Below are 16,052 nucleotides of genomic sequence, written 5' to 3'. Positions count from 1 at the left end.
GCTGTGAAAGAGCTGTGACTATCAGCTCTTTTTCTTATGGGGCAAACGATAGTTTATCATCCCATTTTATTCCTTAAAAAGAAATACTTTCAGCCTTTTATCCCCCTCCATTAATAAAGAATTCACAAAATATGGGTAGTATGCGCGATTGAGATTGGATTTTATTGGGTATACACTTGGATTAAAGGAATGAACGTTCATTCCGCATCTTTTAAAAAAGGGGGGATCATTATGATCACGGCAGCAAATAAACGAGACAGTATAGTAAAAAACGCTTTAGTGCTTTTCGCAGAACGGGGATATGATGCGACGACGATTCCGATGATTGCTGCATCGGCAGGAGTTGGAGCGGGTACCATTTATCGTTATTTCGAGAATAAGGAAGTGCTGGGCAACAAGATCTTTCAAGAGTACTTGGATATTTTCACTGAAACAGTCAAGAATGGATTTCCTCATGATGATTCAATTCGCACGCAGTTTCACCATATTTTTAAAACGATGGTTCACTTTACAACCGAGCAGGACCAAGCTCTTTATTTTATTAAAATCCATAGTGGAGCCCATTTTTTAAATGAAGATAGTCATGCCAGCTTTCAAGGGCTATTGAATATATTCAAAAATTTCTTTGATTCAGGAAAAGAGAAAAAAGAAATTAAGGAGCTTCCTTCTTCAGCTTTGATTGCCATCATTTACGGAGCTTTTCTTGAGCTTGAGCGACTTGTTCGCATCGGGGAGTTAGAACCTGACCCAAAACTTTTGGCAGATGTGGAAGAAAGCTTTTGGGATGCAGTGCGATTGCACGTTTGAGACACTTTCAATATAAACGGAATGAACGTTCATTCCGCAATCTAACTATCGTAAAGAGGTGCTAATAAAATGGAAAATACAACTCAGTTTCCACAGCCAAAGACATATGGCCCCCTAGGCAGCCTGCCTATCATTGATAAGGATAAGCCGCTTCAGTCTTTCATGAAGCTGGCACGAGAACTTGGGCCGATTTTTCAGTTTCAATTTCCGGGTCGAATCACTACATTCGTATCCAGTGCTGCCCTCGCTAAAGAAATATGTGATGAAACAAGATTTGATAAGAAAGTCGGTCCAGCCCTGCAGAAAGTGAGGGCGTTTGGCGGTGATGGTCTCTTCACAAGTGAAACGAAGGAACCGAATTGGAAAAAGGCCCATAACATCCTGCTGCCCAGCTTTAGCCAGCAGGCAATGAAGGGCTATCATGCTAAAATGGTGGATCTTGCTACCCAACTCATTCAAAAATGGGCTCGCCTGAATCCGGCTGATGAGATAGATGTTCCTGAAGATATGACACGATTGACCTTGGATACGATCGGACTATGCGGGTTCAATTACCGTTTTAACAGTTTTTATCGGGAGACCACCCATCCATTCGTCAACAGTATGGTGCGTGCGTTGGATGAAGCGATGAGCCAAACGCAGCGGCTTGGCATCCAAGATAAACTGATGATCAAATCTAAAAAACAATTCAGGGAAGACATTCAATATATGTTCTCTCTAGTGGATGAATTGATTGCTGACCGAAAACAATATGGCGATCATGGAGAAGATGACCTTCTTTCCCATATGTTAAAAGGAGTCGATCCTGAAACGGGCGCATCACTGGATGATGAAAATATTCGTTTCCAAATCATTACCTTTTTAATAGCTGGGCATGAAACGACGAGCGGTCTCCTATCGTTCGCCATCTATTTCCTCATGAATAACAGAGACAAGTTAAAAAAAGCGCAGCAGGAAGTCGATGAAGTGCTGGGTAATGATGTTCCTGATTATAAACAAGTGAAAAAGCTGAAATATGTCCGGATGGTACTGAATGAAACGCTTCGTCTATGGCCGACAGCTCCGTCGTTTTCCGTTTATGCGAAAGAAGATACCATGCTGGATGGAAAATACAATGTGAAGAAAGATGATGTGTTCTCGCTGCTCATTCCCGAGCTTCACCGTGATCCATCCGTTTGGGGTGATGACGTTGAATCGTTCATTCCTGAGCGGTTCGAGGATTTGGATTCCATCCCTTATCATGCGTATAAACCGTTTGGAAACGGGCAGCGCGCCTGTATCGGACAGCAGTTTGCCCTTCATGAAGCGACACTGGTGCTTGGCATGGTTTTACAGCACTTTGATCTGATCGATCATGAAGAATATCAATTGGAAGTTAAAGAAACATTGACTCTTAAACCGGACGGATTGACCATGCGCGTTTCACCGAGGAAGCCGGCGATGTCGTTTACCGTTGCTTCTTCAGAACCAAACTCTCCGGAAAAAGGTGCCGCGGTATCTCCAACCGAATCAGTACATGGAACACCATTACTCGTCCTGTTTGGATCAAACATGGGAACAGCGGAAGGGATTGCTCGTGACCTTGCCGAAACAGGGAAGCGGCAAGGCTTCCATGCCGAAGTTGCCCCTTTAAATGACTACACCGATCGGCTTCCCCAAGAAGGAGCTGTTCTCATAGTCTCGGCATCTTATAATGGAAATCCCCCTGATAATGCAGGTGACTTCGTTTCATGGCTTAAGGAAAACCATGGTGACACATTGGATGGTGTTCACTATGCGGTCTTCGGCTGCGGGGACCGCAATTGGGCCAATACGTACCAACGCATTCCAATCTTCATTGATGAGCGGCTGGAACAAAAAGGAGCAGTGCGGCTGTCAGAAACAGGCTATGGGGATGCAAGCGATGACTTTGAAGGGGATTACGAGAAATGGTCAGAAGCCCTTTGGCCGAATCTTGCCGAAACCCTGAACATTGAAGTGAATAAGAATGATAGGGAAGTCAGCTCGATTACGATGAACTTCGTAAGTGATGTGAGCGGCACACCGCTTGCCCGCACCCATCATGCGTTTACATCCATTGTAAAAAGGAATACTGAATTACAGCATGAAGATAGCGGAAGAAGTACACGTCATATAGAATTAACGCTGCCAGAGGGAATACATTATCAGGAAGGCGATCATCTCGGGGTGCTTCCGCAAAATCCAGCGGAACTTGTCGAGCGAGTGCTCAGTCGATTTAACCTAAACGGCCAAGATTACGTGAATCTGACTGGGGATTCCGGAAAAGCTGCGCATCTTCCTACAGGAAAACCGGTAAAACTGGAAGAGTTACTATCAAACCATGTGGAGTTCCAAGAACCCGCCACCCGGTCTCAAATACGGGCGCTTGCCACTCATACGGTATGTCCTCCACATGTAAAAGAACTTGAAAATCTTCTTTTGGACAATACCTATAAACAAGAAATCCTGAACAAGCGCATAACCATGCTTGACCTAATCGAAAAGTATCTTGCATGTGAAATTCCGTTTGAACGTTTCCTGGCTTTACTGCCACCTTTAAAAGCAAGATACTACTCCATCTCAAGTTCACCACTCCACAACGAAGGAGAAGCAAGCATCACAGTAAGCGTCGTCCGTGGAGAAGCTTTGAGCGGCAACGGGGAATACAAAGGAATTACATCGAATTATTTGGCAGAACGCTCCCAAGGAGACAAAATAGCCTGCTTTATCAATACGCCGCAATCCAACTTCCAGCTGCCAAAGCAAACAGGAAAACCAATCATCATGATCGGCCCTGGAACAGGCATTGCACCATTCAGGGGATTCATACAATCACGTCGTGCTTTGAAAGAAAAAGGTGAAACCCTAGGGACGGCCCACCTCTACTTTGGATGCCGTAATCCGGAACACGATTTCCTCTATCAAGAAGAACTCGTCCAAGCCGAACAAGAGGGCCTTGTAACACTGCACACCGCTTACTCCAGATGTCCCGGTCAAGAAAAAACATATGTCCAGAACCGATTAGCGGAAAACGCCCATGACATCCTTCCTTTATTAAAAGAAGAAGGAGGACACCTATACATCTGCGGAGACGGAAGCAAAATGGCGCCAGATGTTGAACGAACCATAATTGACAGCTATATGCATATCTATCAAACACAGAGAGAAGAAGCCACAGAATGGCTGCAATCATTAGAGGAGAATGGCAGATATGCGAAAGATGTTTGGGCAGGAGCATAAATAAGAAAAGCAGCGATCCTTAAAGGAATCGCTGCTTTCTTATGAAAATACGAACTCACGAGTATATAGTGAAATTCACGAGTAAAGTGCGAATTCACGAGTAAAACAGCAAAACTCACGAGTAAATAGCGGAAATTCACGAGTATATCGCTCAAATTCGCGAGTAAAACAGCGAAACTCACGAGTAAAGTGCAAATTCATGAGTAAATCGCTCGAACTCACGAGTAAATAGTGCAAATTCACGAGTAAAACAGCGGAAATCTCGAGTATATCGCTCAAATTCACGAGTAAAACAGCAAAACTCACGAGTAAAACAGCAAATCTCACGAGTAAAGTGTAAATACACGAGTAAAACAGCGAAAATCTCGAGTATATCGCTCAAATTCACGAGTAAAACAGCGAAACTCACGAGTAAATAGCGGAAATTCACGAGTAAAACGCTCAAACTCACGAGTAAAACAGCAAAACTCACGAGTAAATAGCGGAAACTCACGAGTAAATCCCGAATTCACGAGTAAAACAGCAAAATTCTCGAGTATATCGCTCAAATTTTCGAATATATCAATCAAACTCTTGAACATATCGCCCAAACTCACAAATATATCAATCAAACTCACGAATATATCGCTCAAACTTTCGAATATATCAATCAAACTCTTGAATATATCGCCCAACACTCGAGTGAGACTGGGAGCGTTTACGGATTCTATATTCATTGTTAGAATTTGAGAATGTGTTAATACTTTGGAGGTAGTGGAAGTGAGGGATGTTTGGTCATGATCCTTCTTATTTATATGTGTTAAGTATTTTTTGCTTCACTCCCATTAACCAGCTTAGCCATGATGTGGCACGAACTAACGATAAAGGGGTTCTTTTTAAAATGTTTAAGTATACTGTTTGTTTTGTAAAGAAGAATAATGAACTTCTCATGCTTAACCGGGAGAAAGCTCCAATTATGGGTGTCTGGAATGGGGTGGGGGGCAAAATCGAGAAAGGTGAAACACCTGATATGGGTGCGCAGCGTGAGGTATTTGAGGAAACGGGGATAGAGGTAGAGTCCTTTTTTTCTAAAGGAACCGTAACGTGGGAGACTCCAGAAGGTGAATTGGATGGAATATATGTATATTTGTATATGGCGGATGAGGATTTAATTTATGGAACACCGAAAAAAACGCGGGAAGGCATTCTTGATTGGAAATCCATTGATTGGATACTTCATCCGCTTAATCTCGGAATTGCTGAGATGGTTTCACAGTACTTGCCGATTTTATTGAAAAAAGAAGGAAACTATACATTCACATACAAAAATGGTCAAATGCATAGATCTTGAAACCACCTTACTCATTCTCGAATCTCGTACCCTTTTGAAACTTGAATCCTTAAAGGCGAACTTCATCAGAATAATAGTTGCTTTATATGCCTATCAGCTAATTACCGGAAGTGTTGAGTTGATGCCATATTCTATGTTGTTTCTGGCGGCAATTTTGCTAATAACAGGATTAGCGGAACCACATAAAGATAGAAAAGGAGGTTTTTTGAGGTACGCTGTTGTCTCATTATTTCTTTTCGTTGTTTCCATACTGGGTTTCTTAATGGACTAACAACGTTAGTTCATTAACTAGGTTGTTTTCGGCACCCTTCAATTAAAGGGGCAGGTTAAAATAAAAAGTTGAAGAATATATAGAATAAACGGGAGGTGTGTGGGAGGAAAATGAAGATAATAGAACTGCCAATTGAATTTGAATTTAATGGACAAAAAAATCACATTAATCCTAGCTTGATTATTTCAAAGAATGAACTAACCTTGGTCGATTCAGGATATCCAAATTTTTTACCTTTCATTGAAAATGAAATTTTAAAAAATGGTTATGACATGAAGAATTTAAAGAATATAATCATTACTCATTATGATATTGATCATATAGGCTCCTTATATGATTTCAAGGAAAGGTATCCTCACATTAACTTGATCGCCAGTGAAGTGGAGGCAAAATATATTAGTGGTGAAATGAAGTCAGAGAGATTGGTTCAAGCCGAAGAAATGCTGGAAAATATGCCAATTCAAGAAATCGAATTCGGGAAATGGTTTATCCAACAATTAAAGAATTTAAAGCATGTTTCAATTGATGAAAAGGTACATGATGGTGATTGGATTTTGGATAACGAATGTAGAGTAGTAGCAACACCGGGACATACTTCAGGTCATATTTCATTATATTTTCCACGTTTAAAAACTGTAATAGCAGGTGATGCAGCTGTTATAGAGAATCATGAATTGCTCATTGCCAATCCGCACTTTTGTTTAAATGTCGAGAAAGCAGAACAGTCTTTAATAAAGATTAAGGATCTACAAGCTGAAAACTACTATTGTTATCATGGTGGGACATTCACTTTATAATGGAGTTTTGCTTATGATTGGAGCTGTCTTTAAAGGCAGCTTTTTCTAATGTGTTTGAAGTATTTATTGCGGGTGGTGTCAGCTTCGCTTATACAGAAAAAACCGAACTTCTTACAGTTCGGTCAAGCGAAGGTGGGGGAATATAACCTTTGGAATGAATTTTTGTAGAATCATAATATATTAATAATTCTGCTGTTCACTTCCAACAGGAAATGAAACCCCCATAGATCGTAAAGCTTCTTTTGCTTGATTTAAATAGGATTCTGCTTGTTCTTGCCATTTGATAATCACTTTAATGAAGGCTATATAATTAGGGCTTGCATTTTCCTCCATTATTTTTAATCCTTCACGTACTTTTTTATCTTGGGTTTCAGCATTCACAATACAAGTTGTCATTGTTTCTACAATGGTTTGCTGTTGCTCACCATTTTTTAGCCTTTGGGCTGACCCCACTGCGGTTACACGGTGATATGATGCCGGGATTAGATGGTTATGCATCTCTCGACTTCCTTTTAAATCTTTGGTTTCTGGTATATGGAAAAGCTCACTGCTCATAGCACATACCATTTCTTCAGCATATAAACTTTGGTGCAACATATATAAAATAGGTTCCCAGTTGTTTACTCGATAATAATAATCATTCGGATACAAAAAAACATCTCCTCTTTCAGTACAGTTTATAGTTATCATTTAGGATCGAAATGAATGAAATTGTATTTTCCATCTTATGTTTATGTATGTTGTCCAGTTCAAATAAAATTGCAGAGATTAAACATGGATAACTTATTCGTGAATGTCAACTTAAAATGTAACTTTACCACCTTGGAGATGGAGACTGTTGCTGTCATTTTCCTGATTGGAGCATAAGATGATATAGCCCATTTATTCCTCATTAAAAATAAGGAGATGTTTATATATGTCAGGTTGTGAACAGGGTTTTGACCGCGGGTTTGGTTTTGGTGGAGGTTTCGCCTTAATAGTCGTTTTGTTTATACTCTTAATCATTATTGGAAGTAGTTGTTTTTAAGGCGGGAAAGAGCGGCTTCTGCTAAAAAAAGCATAAAATAGCCCGACCTTTATTGGTCGGGCTCCAACTGTAGATAATTGGGTTTGTCTGCAATATAAAAAAAACGTTCGGAGTTGATTTCAGAAATCCGCTCCCTTTCCGCCGACTGTCTGCCAAGCCTCCTTACCGCAAGCGGCTGTGGGGTCTCGGCTAGCCAGTTATTCGGCAGGAGTGTTGCAAATTTCTTCAATCTAATAAGGTTTCATTCCATATCGAAAAGTGAAAATTCATGAAGGATAAGCCGGTCTTCATTTATATGGCCCGGGGTGAGAACATTCCGGAGATTTGTTGACTAACTCGATAATAATTAAGTTGTCAAAACTTGAACATTTATTTCCACTCTAGACATTCGCTTTCGGCGGGTGGCTCGCCCTCGGCGCTTTTGCGCCTGAGGGGTCTCCCTAATTCTCGATTTTCTCGCTGGAGTCTCGCACCTCGAATCAACTAGAATGTTTTTTTACTAGACTTAAATCAGCCTAGATACTGCTTTAATATTTCTAATCCTATTTTTAACTCATCGAATGAGTTGGTGGACGAAAGGGCAATGCGCAAATACATATCAGGGGTGGTCTGCCCGCTTTGAAAACGATTGGAATGAAAAACCCGAATGCCGCGCCTTTTCAAATCTGTTTCCAGCTGTAACGCATCGTTATGCCCTTTAATTGGAAGCCAGCGGTATAGACTGAGAGGATGTCCGACATCCTTTCTTAAGGGGAAATATTCCGAATAAATATCATTTGCAGTCTGTGCAAGCCGTTTCTTATGAGAAACAATTTCATGAGCCTTGCCTGATAGGATTAGCTCTGTGATAACCTCTGCATCAAAAGAAGAGGTCTTTACATTTATGTTGAAAATGGCCTGGGAAATTTTCTCGCGTAATGTTTCTCCATAAACCATATAGGCAACTCTTAATCCCGAGCATATGGACTTAGAGGTGCCGCAAATATAAACGCTCTGTTCCGGAAGCAAATGGAACATCGGCTGCCGGTAGTCGGAGATAATGCCTGCCGTCAGGAATGCATGAATATCATCTTCAATCAAAATTAAACGATGCTTTCGGATGACTGCTGCCAATTCTTGCTTTCGAATATCCGACATCATGATTGTGGTCGGATTGTTGCAGGAGGGCATCAGAAATATGCCGTCAATATCTGTTTGACAACATTGCTTTTCAAGTTCATCTGGCAGCATTCCAAACTGGTCTCCGTGAATGGGCACTAACTTAATATGAAACATCTTTGCCAGCTCGATAAAGTTTGAATAGGTGTATAAGTCGGTTGCAATTCTATTACCAGGCTCAAACAAAGCAGCGAGGGCAACAGCCAATGCATTTTGGGCACCGGAAACGATGGCTATATGCTCTTGATCCGCGTGAATGCCGAAAGATTCCATCCAGTTTAGTGCTGCTGTTTTTTGATGTGGAATACCAGTCGGATCGTTGTAATTCAGCAGCTGCTCCAAATAACTTTTGTTGACGGTTTTTTGTAAAGTTTCTGAAACGATATCATTGGTTTGCTCAAAAGATGCCACAAAACCAAGATCAATGCTGTTTGCCGTTTTATCCGCGGAAATGGTTATGGAACGAGTGGCATTGGGAGCCACAAAGGTTCCGCTTCCCGTAACGGCATATATCAATCCCTTTACCTCGCACATTTTGTAGGAACGGGTAATCGTAGTGAAATTCAAGTCAAGAAAATCTGCCAATTCTCGTTGAGGGGGCAACTTGGTTCCAGGTGCTAAAAAACCATTTATTATATCTTGTTCAAGTAATGATGCGAGAGATTTATAAAAAGGACGCTTTAATGCATTCTTATCAGGTTTCCAGGACATTGGATAATTGTCAAATGAATTTACTGGCATACTTCACCTCTCCTAGACTTATTCCATACAATCATATCATTTTTTGTATGGAATTCTAATATTGAAACGGTCGGCTTTAAAAGAATTTAAGGTGATTAGCCTATCAGACTCCCCCATTTTGATGAAATGGGGGAATTTTATTTTAATTGTAATCCATACAATTAACTTATTTTTTGTACGGATTTTGTATGTTAAGTTTAAATAAATTTAGCCATCAGGATGTGATTTATATGAAAAAACGAACTCAACTGATACCAGCATTTCGTGCGGCTTTTCCGTACACAGTGCCCATTTTGGCAGGCTTTTTATTTTTAGGCATTGCTTATGGGATCTTTATGAATTCATTAGGATTCAGCGCGATTTACCCGATATTGATGAGTCTAACGATATTTGCAGGATCGATGGAGTTTATTGCAGCCAATTTATTGCTTGTCGCGTTCAATCCGATTAACGCCCTTTTTCTAACCTTAATGGTGAATGCACGGCATTTGTTTTATGGCATATCCATGCTTGATAAATATAGGGGGACCGGTAAGAAAAAGCTGTATCTGATTTTTGGGCTTTGCGATGAGTCTTTTTCCATCAATTGTACAGTTGATGTACCGAAGGATGTGGATAAGGGCTGGTTCATGTTTTTCGTGACACTGCTCAATCATTGCTATTGGGTGATAGGAGCAGCGATTGGCGGCATTTTTGGCTCTTTTGTCAAATTCAATACAGAAGGACTCGATTTTGTTATGACGGCTCTCTTTGTCGTGATTTTCATTGAACAATGGATGAAAGAGAAAAACCATCATAGTGCTCTCGCTGGGCTTGGCCTGTCAGCTGTCTGCCTTATTATATTTGGCGGAAGCAATTTCATTATCCCTGCCATGTTTGCCATTTTGGGGCTACTTACCTTACTTAGAAAGCCGTTAGAGAAAGTTGAGGTGAGAACCATATGACAATGACTTTAACGCAGCAAATCATTACAATTGCGATGGTAGTTTTAGGCACAATGCTTACAAGATTTCTTCCCTTCATCGTTTTCCCATCAGGTAAACCCACACCGAAGTATGTACAGTATCTCGGTAAAATGCTGCCATCCGCAGTAATTGGGCTTTTAATCATTTATTGTTTAAAGGACGTGAGCCTGCAATCCGGAAGTCATGGCATCCCTGAATTCATTGGGGTGGCGGTAGTTGCCCTGCTTCACGTTTGGAAGAAAATGATGCTCCTCTCGATAGCGGGGGGAACGATTGTCTATATGATGCTGATTCAATTGGTTTTTTAAATTGATAATAATTCCGTAAGGTCGATAAGTGGTAGTGGTTCAATGAATTTGATGAACAAGATTAATCAGTTTAATAGTTTACGAGCAGAGCTGTCTTTAAGACAGCTTTTTCTTTTGGCATTTTAGGGCAGGGTAGTTTACATGCATTTCTAAAGTTATTGAAACATCAATCAATCCTCTTTCCAGCAATCCTGAAATGAATCGGTTATTCTGAATCGCCGAAAAGGCTAGGCAGCTTCAAGGAAGTTGTTGTGTAGTAGTAAACTTGTAGTTTCTTAGGAAAATCATTACCGAACTTACTATCAATGATAGTAAACCCACGAATACCACGTATTGTGTCCCCAGCTCTGATATGAATAATCCACCTGCTGCAGCACCAATTGTCGTTCCCAAGTTAACCGCTGTTAAAAATAGTCCATTAGCGAAATCAGGAGATTCGGGGGCAGAAGACATGATCCAGTATTCTTCATTGGACTTACTAACGGGGGCGTTAGCTGAAGAAAAGGGGTGTCTTTAAGGCATCTCTTTTCTTATGGTCTTATGGAAAAAAAGAGGTAGATGGGTGTAGAAGGACTATTACAGGAATAATGGAATTATAATAAATGGAATATATTTTTAACTGTAGTCCAAGGTTCCTTAAAAGTTGCTTGATTTTAAATCAATTGCATAGTAAGGAGAATTTTAGTATGAAAATAAAATGGTTTGGACATTCTGCCTTTTTACTAACATCCGAAAGAGGAACCAGGATTCTTATTGATCCATATTATCGCTTCATCCGTTACCGTATGCCAAGCGTTGAACCAGATATAGTGGCCGTTACCCATAATCATTTCGATCACAATAAAATTAAAGCTGCAACAGGTGATTACTTGCTTGTGAATGAGCCGAAGGAATACATCCGCGAAGATGTAAGAATTAAAGGATTTAAGACATTTCACGACAAGGTAAATGGCGAGAAGAGAGGCCCCAATATCATATATCGTTTCCAAATGGACGATCTGACCATCTGTCACTGCGGAGATTTAGGGCATCTATTATCAGAAGAACAAATAAATGAAATTGGAAAAGTGGATATTCTCATCATTCCTGTAGGAGGTACAGTCACGATTAATGCCTTAGAAGCCACTCAAGTAATGCGTCAATTGAAATCTACTATTACGATTCCCATGCATTACAGAACAAAGTCATTGTCGGTTGTTGGCTTGATGTTTTCAAAGGTAGATAAGTTTCTTCAGATTTCCGGACAGCGAATAACCGAAGTTAAGACATTGGATATTTCCAAAGAAAATTTGTCGGAATATGCTGGTGTCGTTACCATGCGCTATGAATGAATATAAGGCTGCGATGTCTAAAAAATGGATAAGAAATCCTGTTAATAAAGAAAGGGCAGGTTAGTTCAAGATCAAAAAGGGAAGATACTAATCAATGAATTGAATCAATTAAGCTTCCTCTTTACGTTATAAGGAGATAGAATATAAATAAAAAGGTGATGACAATAAAAAAAGTAAAAAGTATCCTATTCTTTCTTCTTGGGGCCATATCTCTTTTGATTGGTATCGCAGGGACTGTTTTACCAGTTCTGCCAGGCGGTCCGTTTTACTTATTTGCTGCCTTTTGCTTTGCTAAAAGCTCCAAGTCGATTGAAAACTGGTTCAAGAGCACCTCATTATATGAAAAATACGTTGAAGCATTCCTGCAAAAAAAAGGGATGACCCGAAGAGAGAAAATAAGAATCAATTTAATTGCCGATTTCTTCATCGTGATTTCTGTATTTTATGTGGACATCCTATTGGTGAAAATCTTATTGGTCGTACTCGCCCTCTATAAACATTATTATTTCATTAAAAAAATTAAGACAATTGATCGAAACGGTACGGAAAAAAGAGCGTTTTGAACCATCAAATAACGGAGTTGCTTCGGCAGCTCTTTTTCTAATGGTTCTAAAGAAGTAGGATATTTCAATAATAAAAAAATACATATATATAAATTTGGTAAAGAAGGGTGGGGAATCATGAAAAAATATTTAGGGGTTATATCGTTTGCTTTAATGAGAATGGTATTCCAGGGTAATTGATTTTAAAAAGTTTATTCAACAAACAGGTACATAAGTTGAGAACCAGAGCGCGGAATGGTGGTTTTTTTGCTAATAATGGGTGCGTTAGCTGAAGGTTAGAGCGTCTTTAAGGCAGCTTTTTCTTATGGGACTATCGCGGCAGGTTAGTTAAACAAGCTATGATGAACCAACTGAATACTTAATGGAAAAAGGAATTTTTGACGGTTGTGTGAACAGGTAGGATTAGCAACTAAACATAAAGAATACCTATTTATAAAAGGGGGCTTCTTTAATGGAAAAAGAAAAATTACTAGCTGTGAAATGTTCGTGCTGCAAAAAAGAATTAGACGCAATAGACTTGGTCATCATAAATGAATCACTTCAGCTGACGCATATTCAATGCCCTTATAAAGGAGAAAAAGCAATTATTGATGTAGGATATTTTAATGATGTATTCCGAAAATACCTGATCTGTACTCATGAAAAAGCCCCTATAAGTGGGGGGATGTAAAGTCCATGGCTTTGCATTTTTAGCAAAAACCTTGTTAATTCGGTTCTATAAAGAGCTATGTCGATCAGTTCTTATGGAACAAAAGGGGCAGGATAGTTCAACAAACGTAGTGGCTGGAACAGTGAAACGATGAAGATGACGCAACCAAAAGATGTTTGTCCTAAGGAGATATAGTCATTTTTAACCTTTAATAACCAGTTTATTCAGATATCATAAAGGAATAAAGGTTAGAGGAGAAAATAACATAAAAAACTTCTTCCAGAATAGGGCGATTCTGGAAGAAGTTTCGCTTTTCTTATATAGTACTATCATCAATATAGGTTCTTTGCGATTCATGGATGGCTAACGGGTGCATTAGCTGAAGATCGGAGCTGTCTTTAAGGCAGAATTTTTCTTCTGGGGTACCGCCAAAAAGGTCAGGCAAATACTGCCCGACCTTTCAACTATACTCCACGACATAGATAATGGGATATTAATAATTCGAAACTATAAATATCATTCCTCAATATGTATGTAGATTAGTTTTACTTTGCAAATAAGTGGTTGCCTATTCTAATGACTGTTTCCCTTGTGAAAATCCATTCATCTGTTGCCGACAACGGATTATAATAATAAACAGAACCATGAGTAGGATCCCAACCTTGTAATGCATCAATAACAGCTCGATAAGAATGGCTATTTGGGGTCAAATAATATTGCCCATCATGTACAGCTGTAAAAGCATTTGTCTGGAAAATAACATCGTAAGTATTTTTAGGAAAACCTGATGTTGACATTCGGTTCAAAATTACTGCAGCGACAGCTACTTTTCCTTCATAAGTTTCTCCTCGAGCTTCTCCATGAACAACCCTGGCCATCATTTCAATACTATTTAATTTTTGTTGTGTTTGGTATCCAAAAACTCCATCTGGCAATATTCCAGAATCTAGTTGAAGTTGTTTCACTGCTTGATCAGTAATTGAACCATAATACCCTGTTGGTTGCCTGTTAAAGTAACCCATTTCCTTTAAATTTTCTTGTAAGTCATAAACTGCTTGTCCTTGACTTCCATTGTGTAAAACTTCTTGAGCAAATATTGAATTGGGTATAAAAAACATGAAACAAATAAAAATAACAAACGACATTTTTTTTACATTTAACATCAAGTAATACCACCCTTCGATTCATTTCCCTACTATTCTACTTTATCATACAAGAAAAATAGATTTATCTTACATTATTCCTATTTTAAACCAAAAATTTAGAGAATTATCAGACAAATCCATCTGTTTATTGGGTACCGCCTATCGCCATCAAGCTTAGTAAAAGGATTATACCCAAAACGAAAAATTAAGCTATATGCTGCTGAAGATAGCTTTTTTCGTTTTGAGGTGTAAAGAAATTTTAACTTGATGGGGATGCGACAAGACCCCTTATGGAACTATCGAGGCAGGATAGTTCAACAAAACATCGAGAGTCATAAAGTTTACAAGTGGATTCCTGCGTAACACTCATGTGCTTAGACGGTGCTGACAAATGGCAGTCTGTTATAGGATAATGGTATATATTTGGTGGGCAAAATAATAGGAGGAAACTCCCTATAGAAGGATGTGCTTAACGATGAATGTAGAAATGGTCATGCAGGAGCTTGAAGCCCTTGGCAAGGAACGAACTAAAAAAATGTACATATCCAATGGTGCGCATGAGCCGCTTTTTGGCGTGGCGACAGGAGCCATGAAACCAATTGTAAGGAAAATAAAAATAAATCAGGATTTAGCTGAAGAGCTTTATTCGACAGGCAACTATGATGCAATGTACTTCGCAGGCATCATTGCAGACCCAAAAGCCATGACTGAGTCTGATTATGATCGCTGGATGGATGCTGCGTATTTTTATATGCTGTCCGATTATGTAGTGGCTGTAACTTTATCGGAGTCAGATATTGCACAAGAAGTATCCGATAAATGGATTGCAAGCGGTGAAGAACTGAGAATGTCAGCGGGCTGGAGTTGCTACTGTTGGCTTTTAGGGAATCGAAAAGACGTTGAATTTTCAGAAAGCAAAATTTCCGATATGCTGGACCTTGTGAAACATACAATTCACGATTCGCCAGAACGAACGAAATCCGCTATGAATAATTTTCTATACACCGTGGGGATTTCCTATTTGCCGCTCCATGAAAAGGCAGTCGAGACCGCAAAGGCAATAGGAATCGTAGAAGTCAAACGGGACAAGAAAAAAACCAGTTTTCTAAATGCATACGAAAGTATTCAAAAAGAAGTCGGTAAAGGAAAGCTCGGTTTTAAACGCAAGCATGTAAGATGTTAAAATTGGTTTTGCAAAATTGAAGGGTAATCCAGGAAAATCAATGTGTAAACCACTATTATTTAAACATTGATTATGCATCAACTAACGTGTGTTTTTTTTCAATAAGGGAGTTACTTTGGCAACTCTGAGTTTGTAGACAAAAGGGGTTTTATCTAAATTTGAAAACAGGGTTGATTGGAGCGGGTGCGAGACTCCTGCGGGGAAAGCGCGTCGTGGTGAGACCCCACAGGGCTTTCAGCTTTTATCCCTGCTGGCAGTATTAAACTAGATCTTAAAAACTTCTATGAAGTAAACGAAACACTAGATAGCTCGACTATTTAAAGGCATCCATTACAGGTGCCTGATTTTTTTGTGGACCTTAAAACAGTGTAAGCCTTTTTTCTAATGCTCGTCTCGGTGTATATACATGCGTTAAAATAAATAAAAACTGAATAATGAATCAAAAGAAAATCCATTTTGAACAATCCTTTTTCAAAATGGATTTTTTTTAGTTACGCTAATATGGGGGTTAAAGAGGACATTTTGATTAATCTTTAT

At 39.4% G+C, this 16,052-nt stretch carries 16 protein-coding genes; 11 read left to right on the top strand and 5 right to left on the bottom strand.

Annotation, left to right across the window (positions count from 1 at the left end):
• The first annotated feature begins 231 nt into the window (after positions 1–231).
• Positions 232–807, top strand: a complete 576-nt coding sequence (locus ACZ9AO_RS17520; RefSeq protein WP_476109598.1) for a TetR/AcrR family transcriptional regulator — start codon at positions 232–234, stop codon at positions 805–807.
• Between the two features lie 69 nt (positions 808–876).
• The gene (locus ACZ9AO_RS17515) at positions 877–4,047 is read left to right on the top strand and encodes a bifunctional cytochrome P450/NADPH--P450 reductase (RefSeq protein ID WP_476109597.1); all 3,171 of its coding nucleotides are present in this window, start codon (positions 877–879) and stop codon (positions 4,045–4,047) included.
• 323 nt (positions 4,048–4,370) lie between these two features.
• Here the strand turns inward: ACZ9AO_RS17515 and ACZ9AO_RS17510 are convergent, their stop codons facing one another.
• A complete protein-coding gene (locus tag ACZ9AO_RS17510) occupies positions 4,371–4,628 on the bottom strand; it encodes a hypothetical protein (protein ID WP_476109596.1) in 258 nt (85 codons plus the stop codon).
• 347 nt (positions 4,629–4,975) lie between these two features.
• On the opposite strand from ACZ9AO_RS17510, the gene ACZ9AO_RS17505 reads away from it, so the two are divergent.
• Both ACZ9AO_RS17505 and ACZ9AO_RS17500 read left to right on the top strand, forming a co-directional pair.
• Positions 4,976–5,377, top strand: a complete 402-nt coding sequence (locus ACZ9AO_RS17505) for an NUDIX hydrolase (protein WP_476109620.1) — start codon at positions 4,976–4,978, stop codon at positions 5,375–5,377.
• Between the two features lie 381 nt (positions 5,378–5,758).
• Positions 5,759–6,445, top strand: a complete 687-nt coding sequence (locus ACZ9AO_RS17500; protein ID WP_063594707.1) for an MBL fold metallo-hydrolase — start codon at positions 5,759–5,761, stop codon at positions 6,443–6,445.
• 180 nt (positions 6,446–6,625) lie between these two features.
• On the opposite strand, the gene ACZ9AO_RS17495 is transcribed toward ACZ9AO_RS17500, so the two are convergent.
• A complete protein-coding gene (locus ACZ9AO_RS17495; protein ID WP_237766623.1) occupies positions 6,626–7,096 on the bottom strand; it encodes a hypothetical protein in 471 nt (156 codons plus the stop codon).
• A gap of 265 nt (positions 7,097–7,361) precedes the next feature.
• Between ACZ9AO_RS17495 and ACZ9AO_RS17490 the strand changes: the two genes are divergently transcribed.
• Positions 7,362–7,472, top strand: a complete 111-nt coding sequence (locus ACZ9AO_RS17490; RefSeq protein ID WP_082196499.1) for a YjcZ family sporulation protein — start codon at positions 7,362–7,364, stop codon at positions 7,470–7,472.
• Between the two features lie 510 nt (positions 7,473–7,982).
• Here ACZ9AO_RS17490 and ACZ9AO_RS17485 read toward each other — a convergent pair.
• The gene (locus ACZ9AO_RS17485; protein ID WP_476109595.1) at positions 7,983–9,371 is read right to left on the bottom strand and encodes an aminotransferase-like domain-containing protein; all 1,389 of its coding nucleotides are present in this window, start codon (positions 9,369–9,371) and stop codon (positions 7,983–7,985) included.
• A 188-nt stretch (positions 9,372–9,559) separates the two neighbouring features.
• Here ACZ9AO_RS17485 and azlC point away from each other — a divergent pair, with 188 nt between their 5' ends.
• Positions 9,560–10,315: an azaleucine resistance protein AzlC gene (gene azlC / locus ACZ9AO_RS17480; RefSeq protein ID WP_249595633.1), complete on the top strand. Its 756-nt coding sequence runs from the start codon at positions 9,560–9,562 to the stop codon at positions 10,313–10,315.
• The gene (locus ACZ9AO_RS17475; protein ID WP_034304141.1) at positions 10,312–10,644 is read left to right on the top strand and encodes a branched-chain amino acid transporter permease; all 333 of its coding nucleotides are present in this window, start codon (positions 10,312–10,314) and stop codon (positions 10,642–10,644) included. Before azlC ends, ACZ9AO_RS17475 begins: the two co-directional genes overlap by 4 nt.
• Positions 10,645–10,881: 237 nt before the next feature.
• Here the strand turns inward: ACZ9AO_RS17475 and ACZ9AO_RS17470 are convergent, their stop codons facing one another.
• Complete coding sequence (locus ACZ9AO_RS17470; protein ID WP_476109594.1) at positions 10,882–11,097, bottom strand: hypothetical protein; 216 nt, start codon at positions 11,095–11,097, stop codon at positions 10,882–10,884.
• A 233-nt stretch (positions 11,098–11,330) separates the two neighbouring features.
• Here ACZ9AO_RS17470 and ACZ9AO_RS17465 point away from each other — a divergent pair, with 233 nt between their 5' ends.
• The 3 genes from ACZ9AO_RS17465 (at position 11,331) to ACZ9AO_RS17455 (ending at position 13,208) form a co-directional block, all read left to right on the top strand.
• A complete protein-coding gene (locus ACZ9AO_RS17465; RefSeq protein WP_476109593.1) occupies positions 11,331–11,975 on the top strand; it encodes an MBL fold metallo-hydrolase in 645 nt (214 codons plus the stop codon).
• A gap of 158 nt (positions 11,976–12,133) precedes the next feature.
• The gene (locus ACZ9AO_RS17460; protein WP_048687144.1) at positions 12,134–12,538 is read left to right on the top strand and encodes a YbaN family protein; all 405 of its coding nucleotides are present in this window, start codon (positions 12,134–12,136) and stop codon (positions 12,536–12,538) included.
• Positions 12,539–12,989: 451 nt separating this feature from the next.
• Positions 12,990–13,208 carry a hypothetical protein gene (locus ACZ9AO_RS17455; RefSeq protein ID WP_063594698.1) on the top strand — a complete coding sequence of 73 codons (219 nt, stop codon included), beginning with the start codon at positions 12,990–12,992 and terminating at the stop codon, positions 13,206–13,208.
• A gap of 524 nt (positions 13,209–13,732) precedes the next feature.
• Here ACZ9AO_RS17455 and ACZ9AO_RS17450 read toward each other — a convergent pair.
• Positions 13,733–14,350, bottom strand: a complete 618-nt coding sequence (locus tag ACZ9AO_RS17450; RefSeq protein ID WP_251542265.1) for a cell wall hydrolase — start codon at positions 14,348–14,350, stop codon at positions 13,733–13,735.
• A 457-nt stretch (positions 14,351–14,807) separates the two neighbouring features.
• Between ACZ9AO_RS17450 and ACZ9AO_RS17445 the strand changes: the two genes are divergently transcribed.
• Entirely contained in the window at positions 14,808–15,515 is a 708-nt protein-coding gene (locus ACZ9AO_RS17445) for a DNA alkylation repair protein (RefSeq protein ID WP_251542264.1), read from the top strand.
• The last annotated feature ends 537 nt before the right edge of the window (positions 15,516–16,052 follow it).

This window comes from Peribacillus sp. TE19612 (assembly GCF_056279465.1).
The sequence above is the reverse complement of the archived record's forward strand: the minus strand, read 5'-3'. Positions and strand labels throughout refer to the sequence as shown.

Excerpts from the sequence above, each read along its gene's own strand:
- ACZ9AO_RS17465 (WP_476109593.1), top strand. The coding sequence starts at position 11,331 with ATGAAAATAAAATGGTTTGGACATTCTGCCTTTTTACTAACATCCGAA.
- ACZ9AO_RS17515 (WP_476109597.1), top strand. The coding sequence starts at position 877 with ATGGAAAATACAACTCAGTTTCCACAGCCAAAGACATATGGCCCCCTA.
- ACZ9AO_RS17460 (WP_048687144.1), top strand. The coding sequence starts at position 12,134 with ATGACAATAAAAAAAGTAAAAAGTATCCTATTCTTTCTTCTTGGGGCC.
- ACZ9AO_RS17470 (WP_476109594.1), bottom strand. The coding sequence starts at position 11,097 with ATGTCTTCTGCCCCCGAATCTCCTGATTTCGCTAATGGACTATTTTTA.
- ACZ9AO_RS17505 (WP_476109620.1), top strand. The coding sequence starts at position 4,976 with ATGCTTAACCGGGAGAAAGCTCCAATTATGGGTGTCTGGAATGGGGTG.
- ACZ9AO_RS17510 (WP_476109596.1), bottom strand. The coding sequence starts at position 4,628 with ATGTTCAAGAGTTTGATTGATATATTCGAAAATTTGAGCGATATACTC.
- ACZ9AO_RS17520 (WP_476109598.1), top strand. The coding sequence starts at position 232 with ATGATCACGGCAGCAAATAAACGAGACAGTATAGTAAAAAACGCTTTA.
- ACZ9AO_RS17485 (WP_476109595.1), bottom strand. The coding sequence starts at position 9,371 with ATGCCAGTAAATTCATTTGACAATTATCCAATGTCCTGGAAACCTGAT.
- ACZ9AO_RS17455 (WP_063594698.1), top strand. The coding sequence starts at position 12,990 with ATGGAAAAAGAAAAATTACTAGCTGTGAAATGTTCGTGCTGCAAAAAA.
- ACZ9AO_RS17500 (WP_063594707.1), top strand. The coding sequence starts at position 5,759 with ATGAAGATAATAGAACTGCCAATTGAATTTGAATTTAATGGACAAAAA.
- ACZ9AO_RS17475 (WP_034304141.1), top strand. The coding sequence starts at position 10,312 with ATGACAATGACTTTAACGCAGCAAATCATTACAATTGCGATGGTAGTT.
- ACZ9AO_RS17450 (WP_251542265.1), bottom strand. The coding sequence starts at position 14,350 with ATGTTAAATGTAAAAAAAATGTCGTTTGTTATTTTTATTTGTTTCATG.
- ACZ9AO_RS17490 (WP_082196499.1), top strand. The coding sequence starts at position 7,362 with ATGTCAGGTTGTGAACAGGGTTTTGACCGCGGGTTTGGTTTTGGTGGA.
- ACZ9AO_RS17445 (WP_251542264.1), top strand. The coding sequence starts at position 14,808 with ATGAATGTAGAAATGGTCATGCAGGAGCTTGAAGCCCTTGGCAAGGAA.
- azlC (WP_249595633.1), top strand. The coding sequence starts at position 9,560 with ATGTTAAGTTTAAATAAATTTAGCCATCAGGATGTGATTTATATGAAA.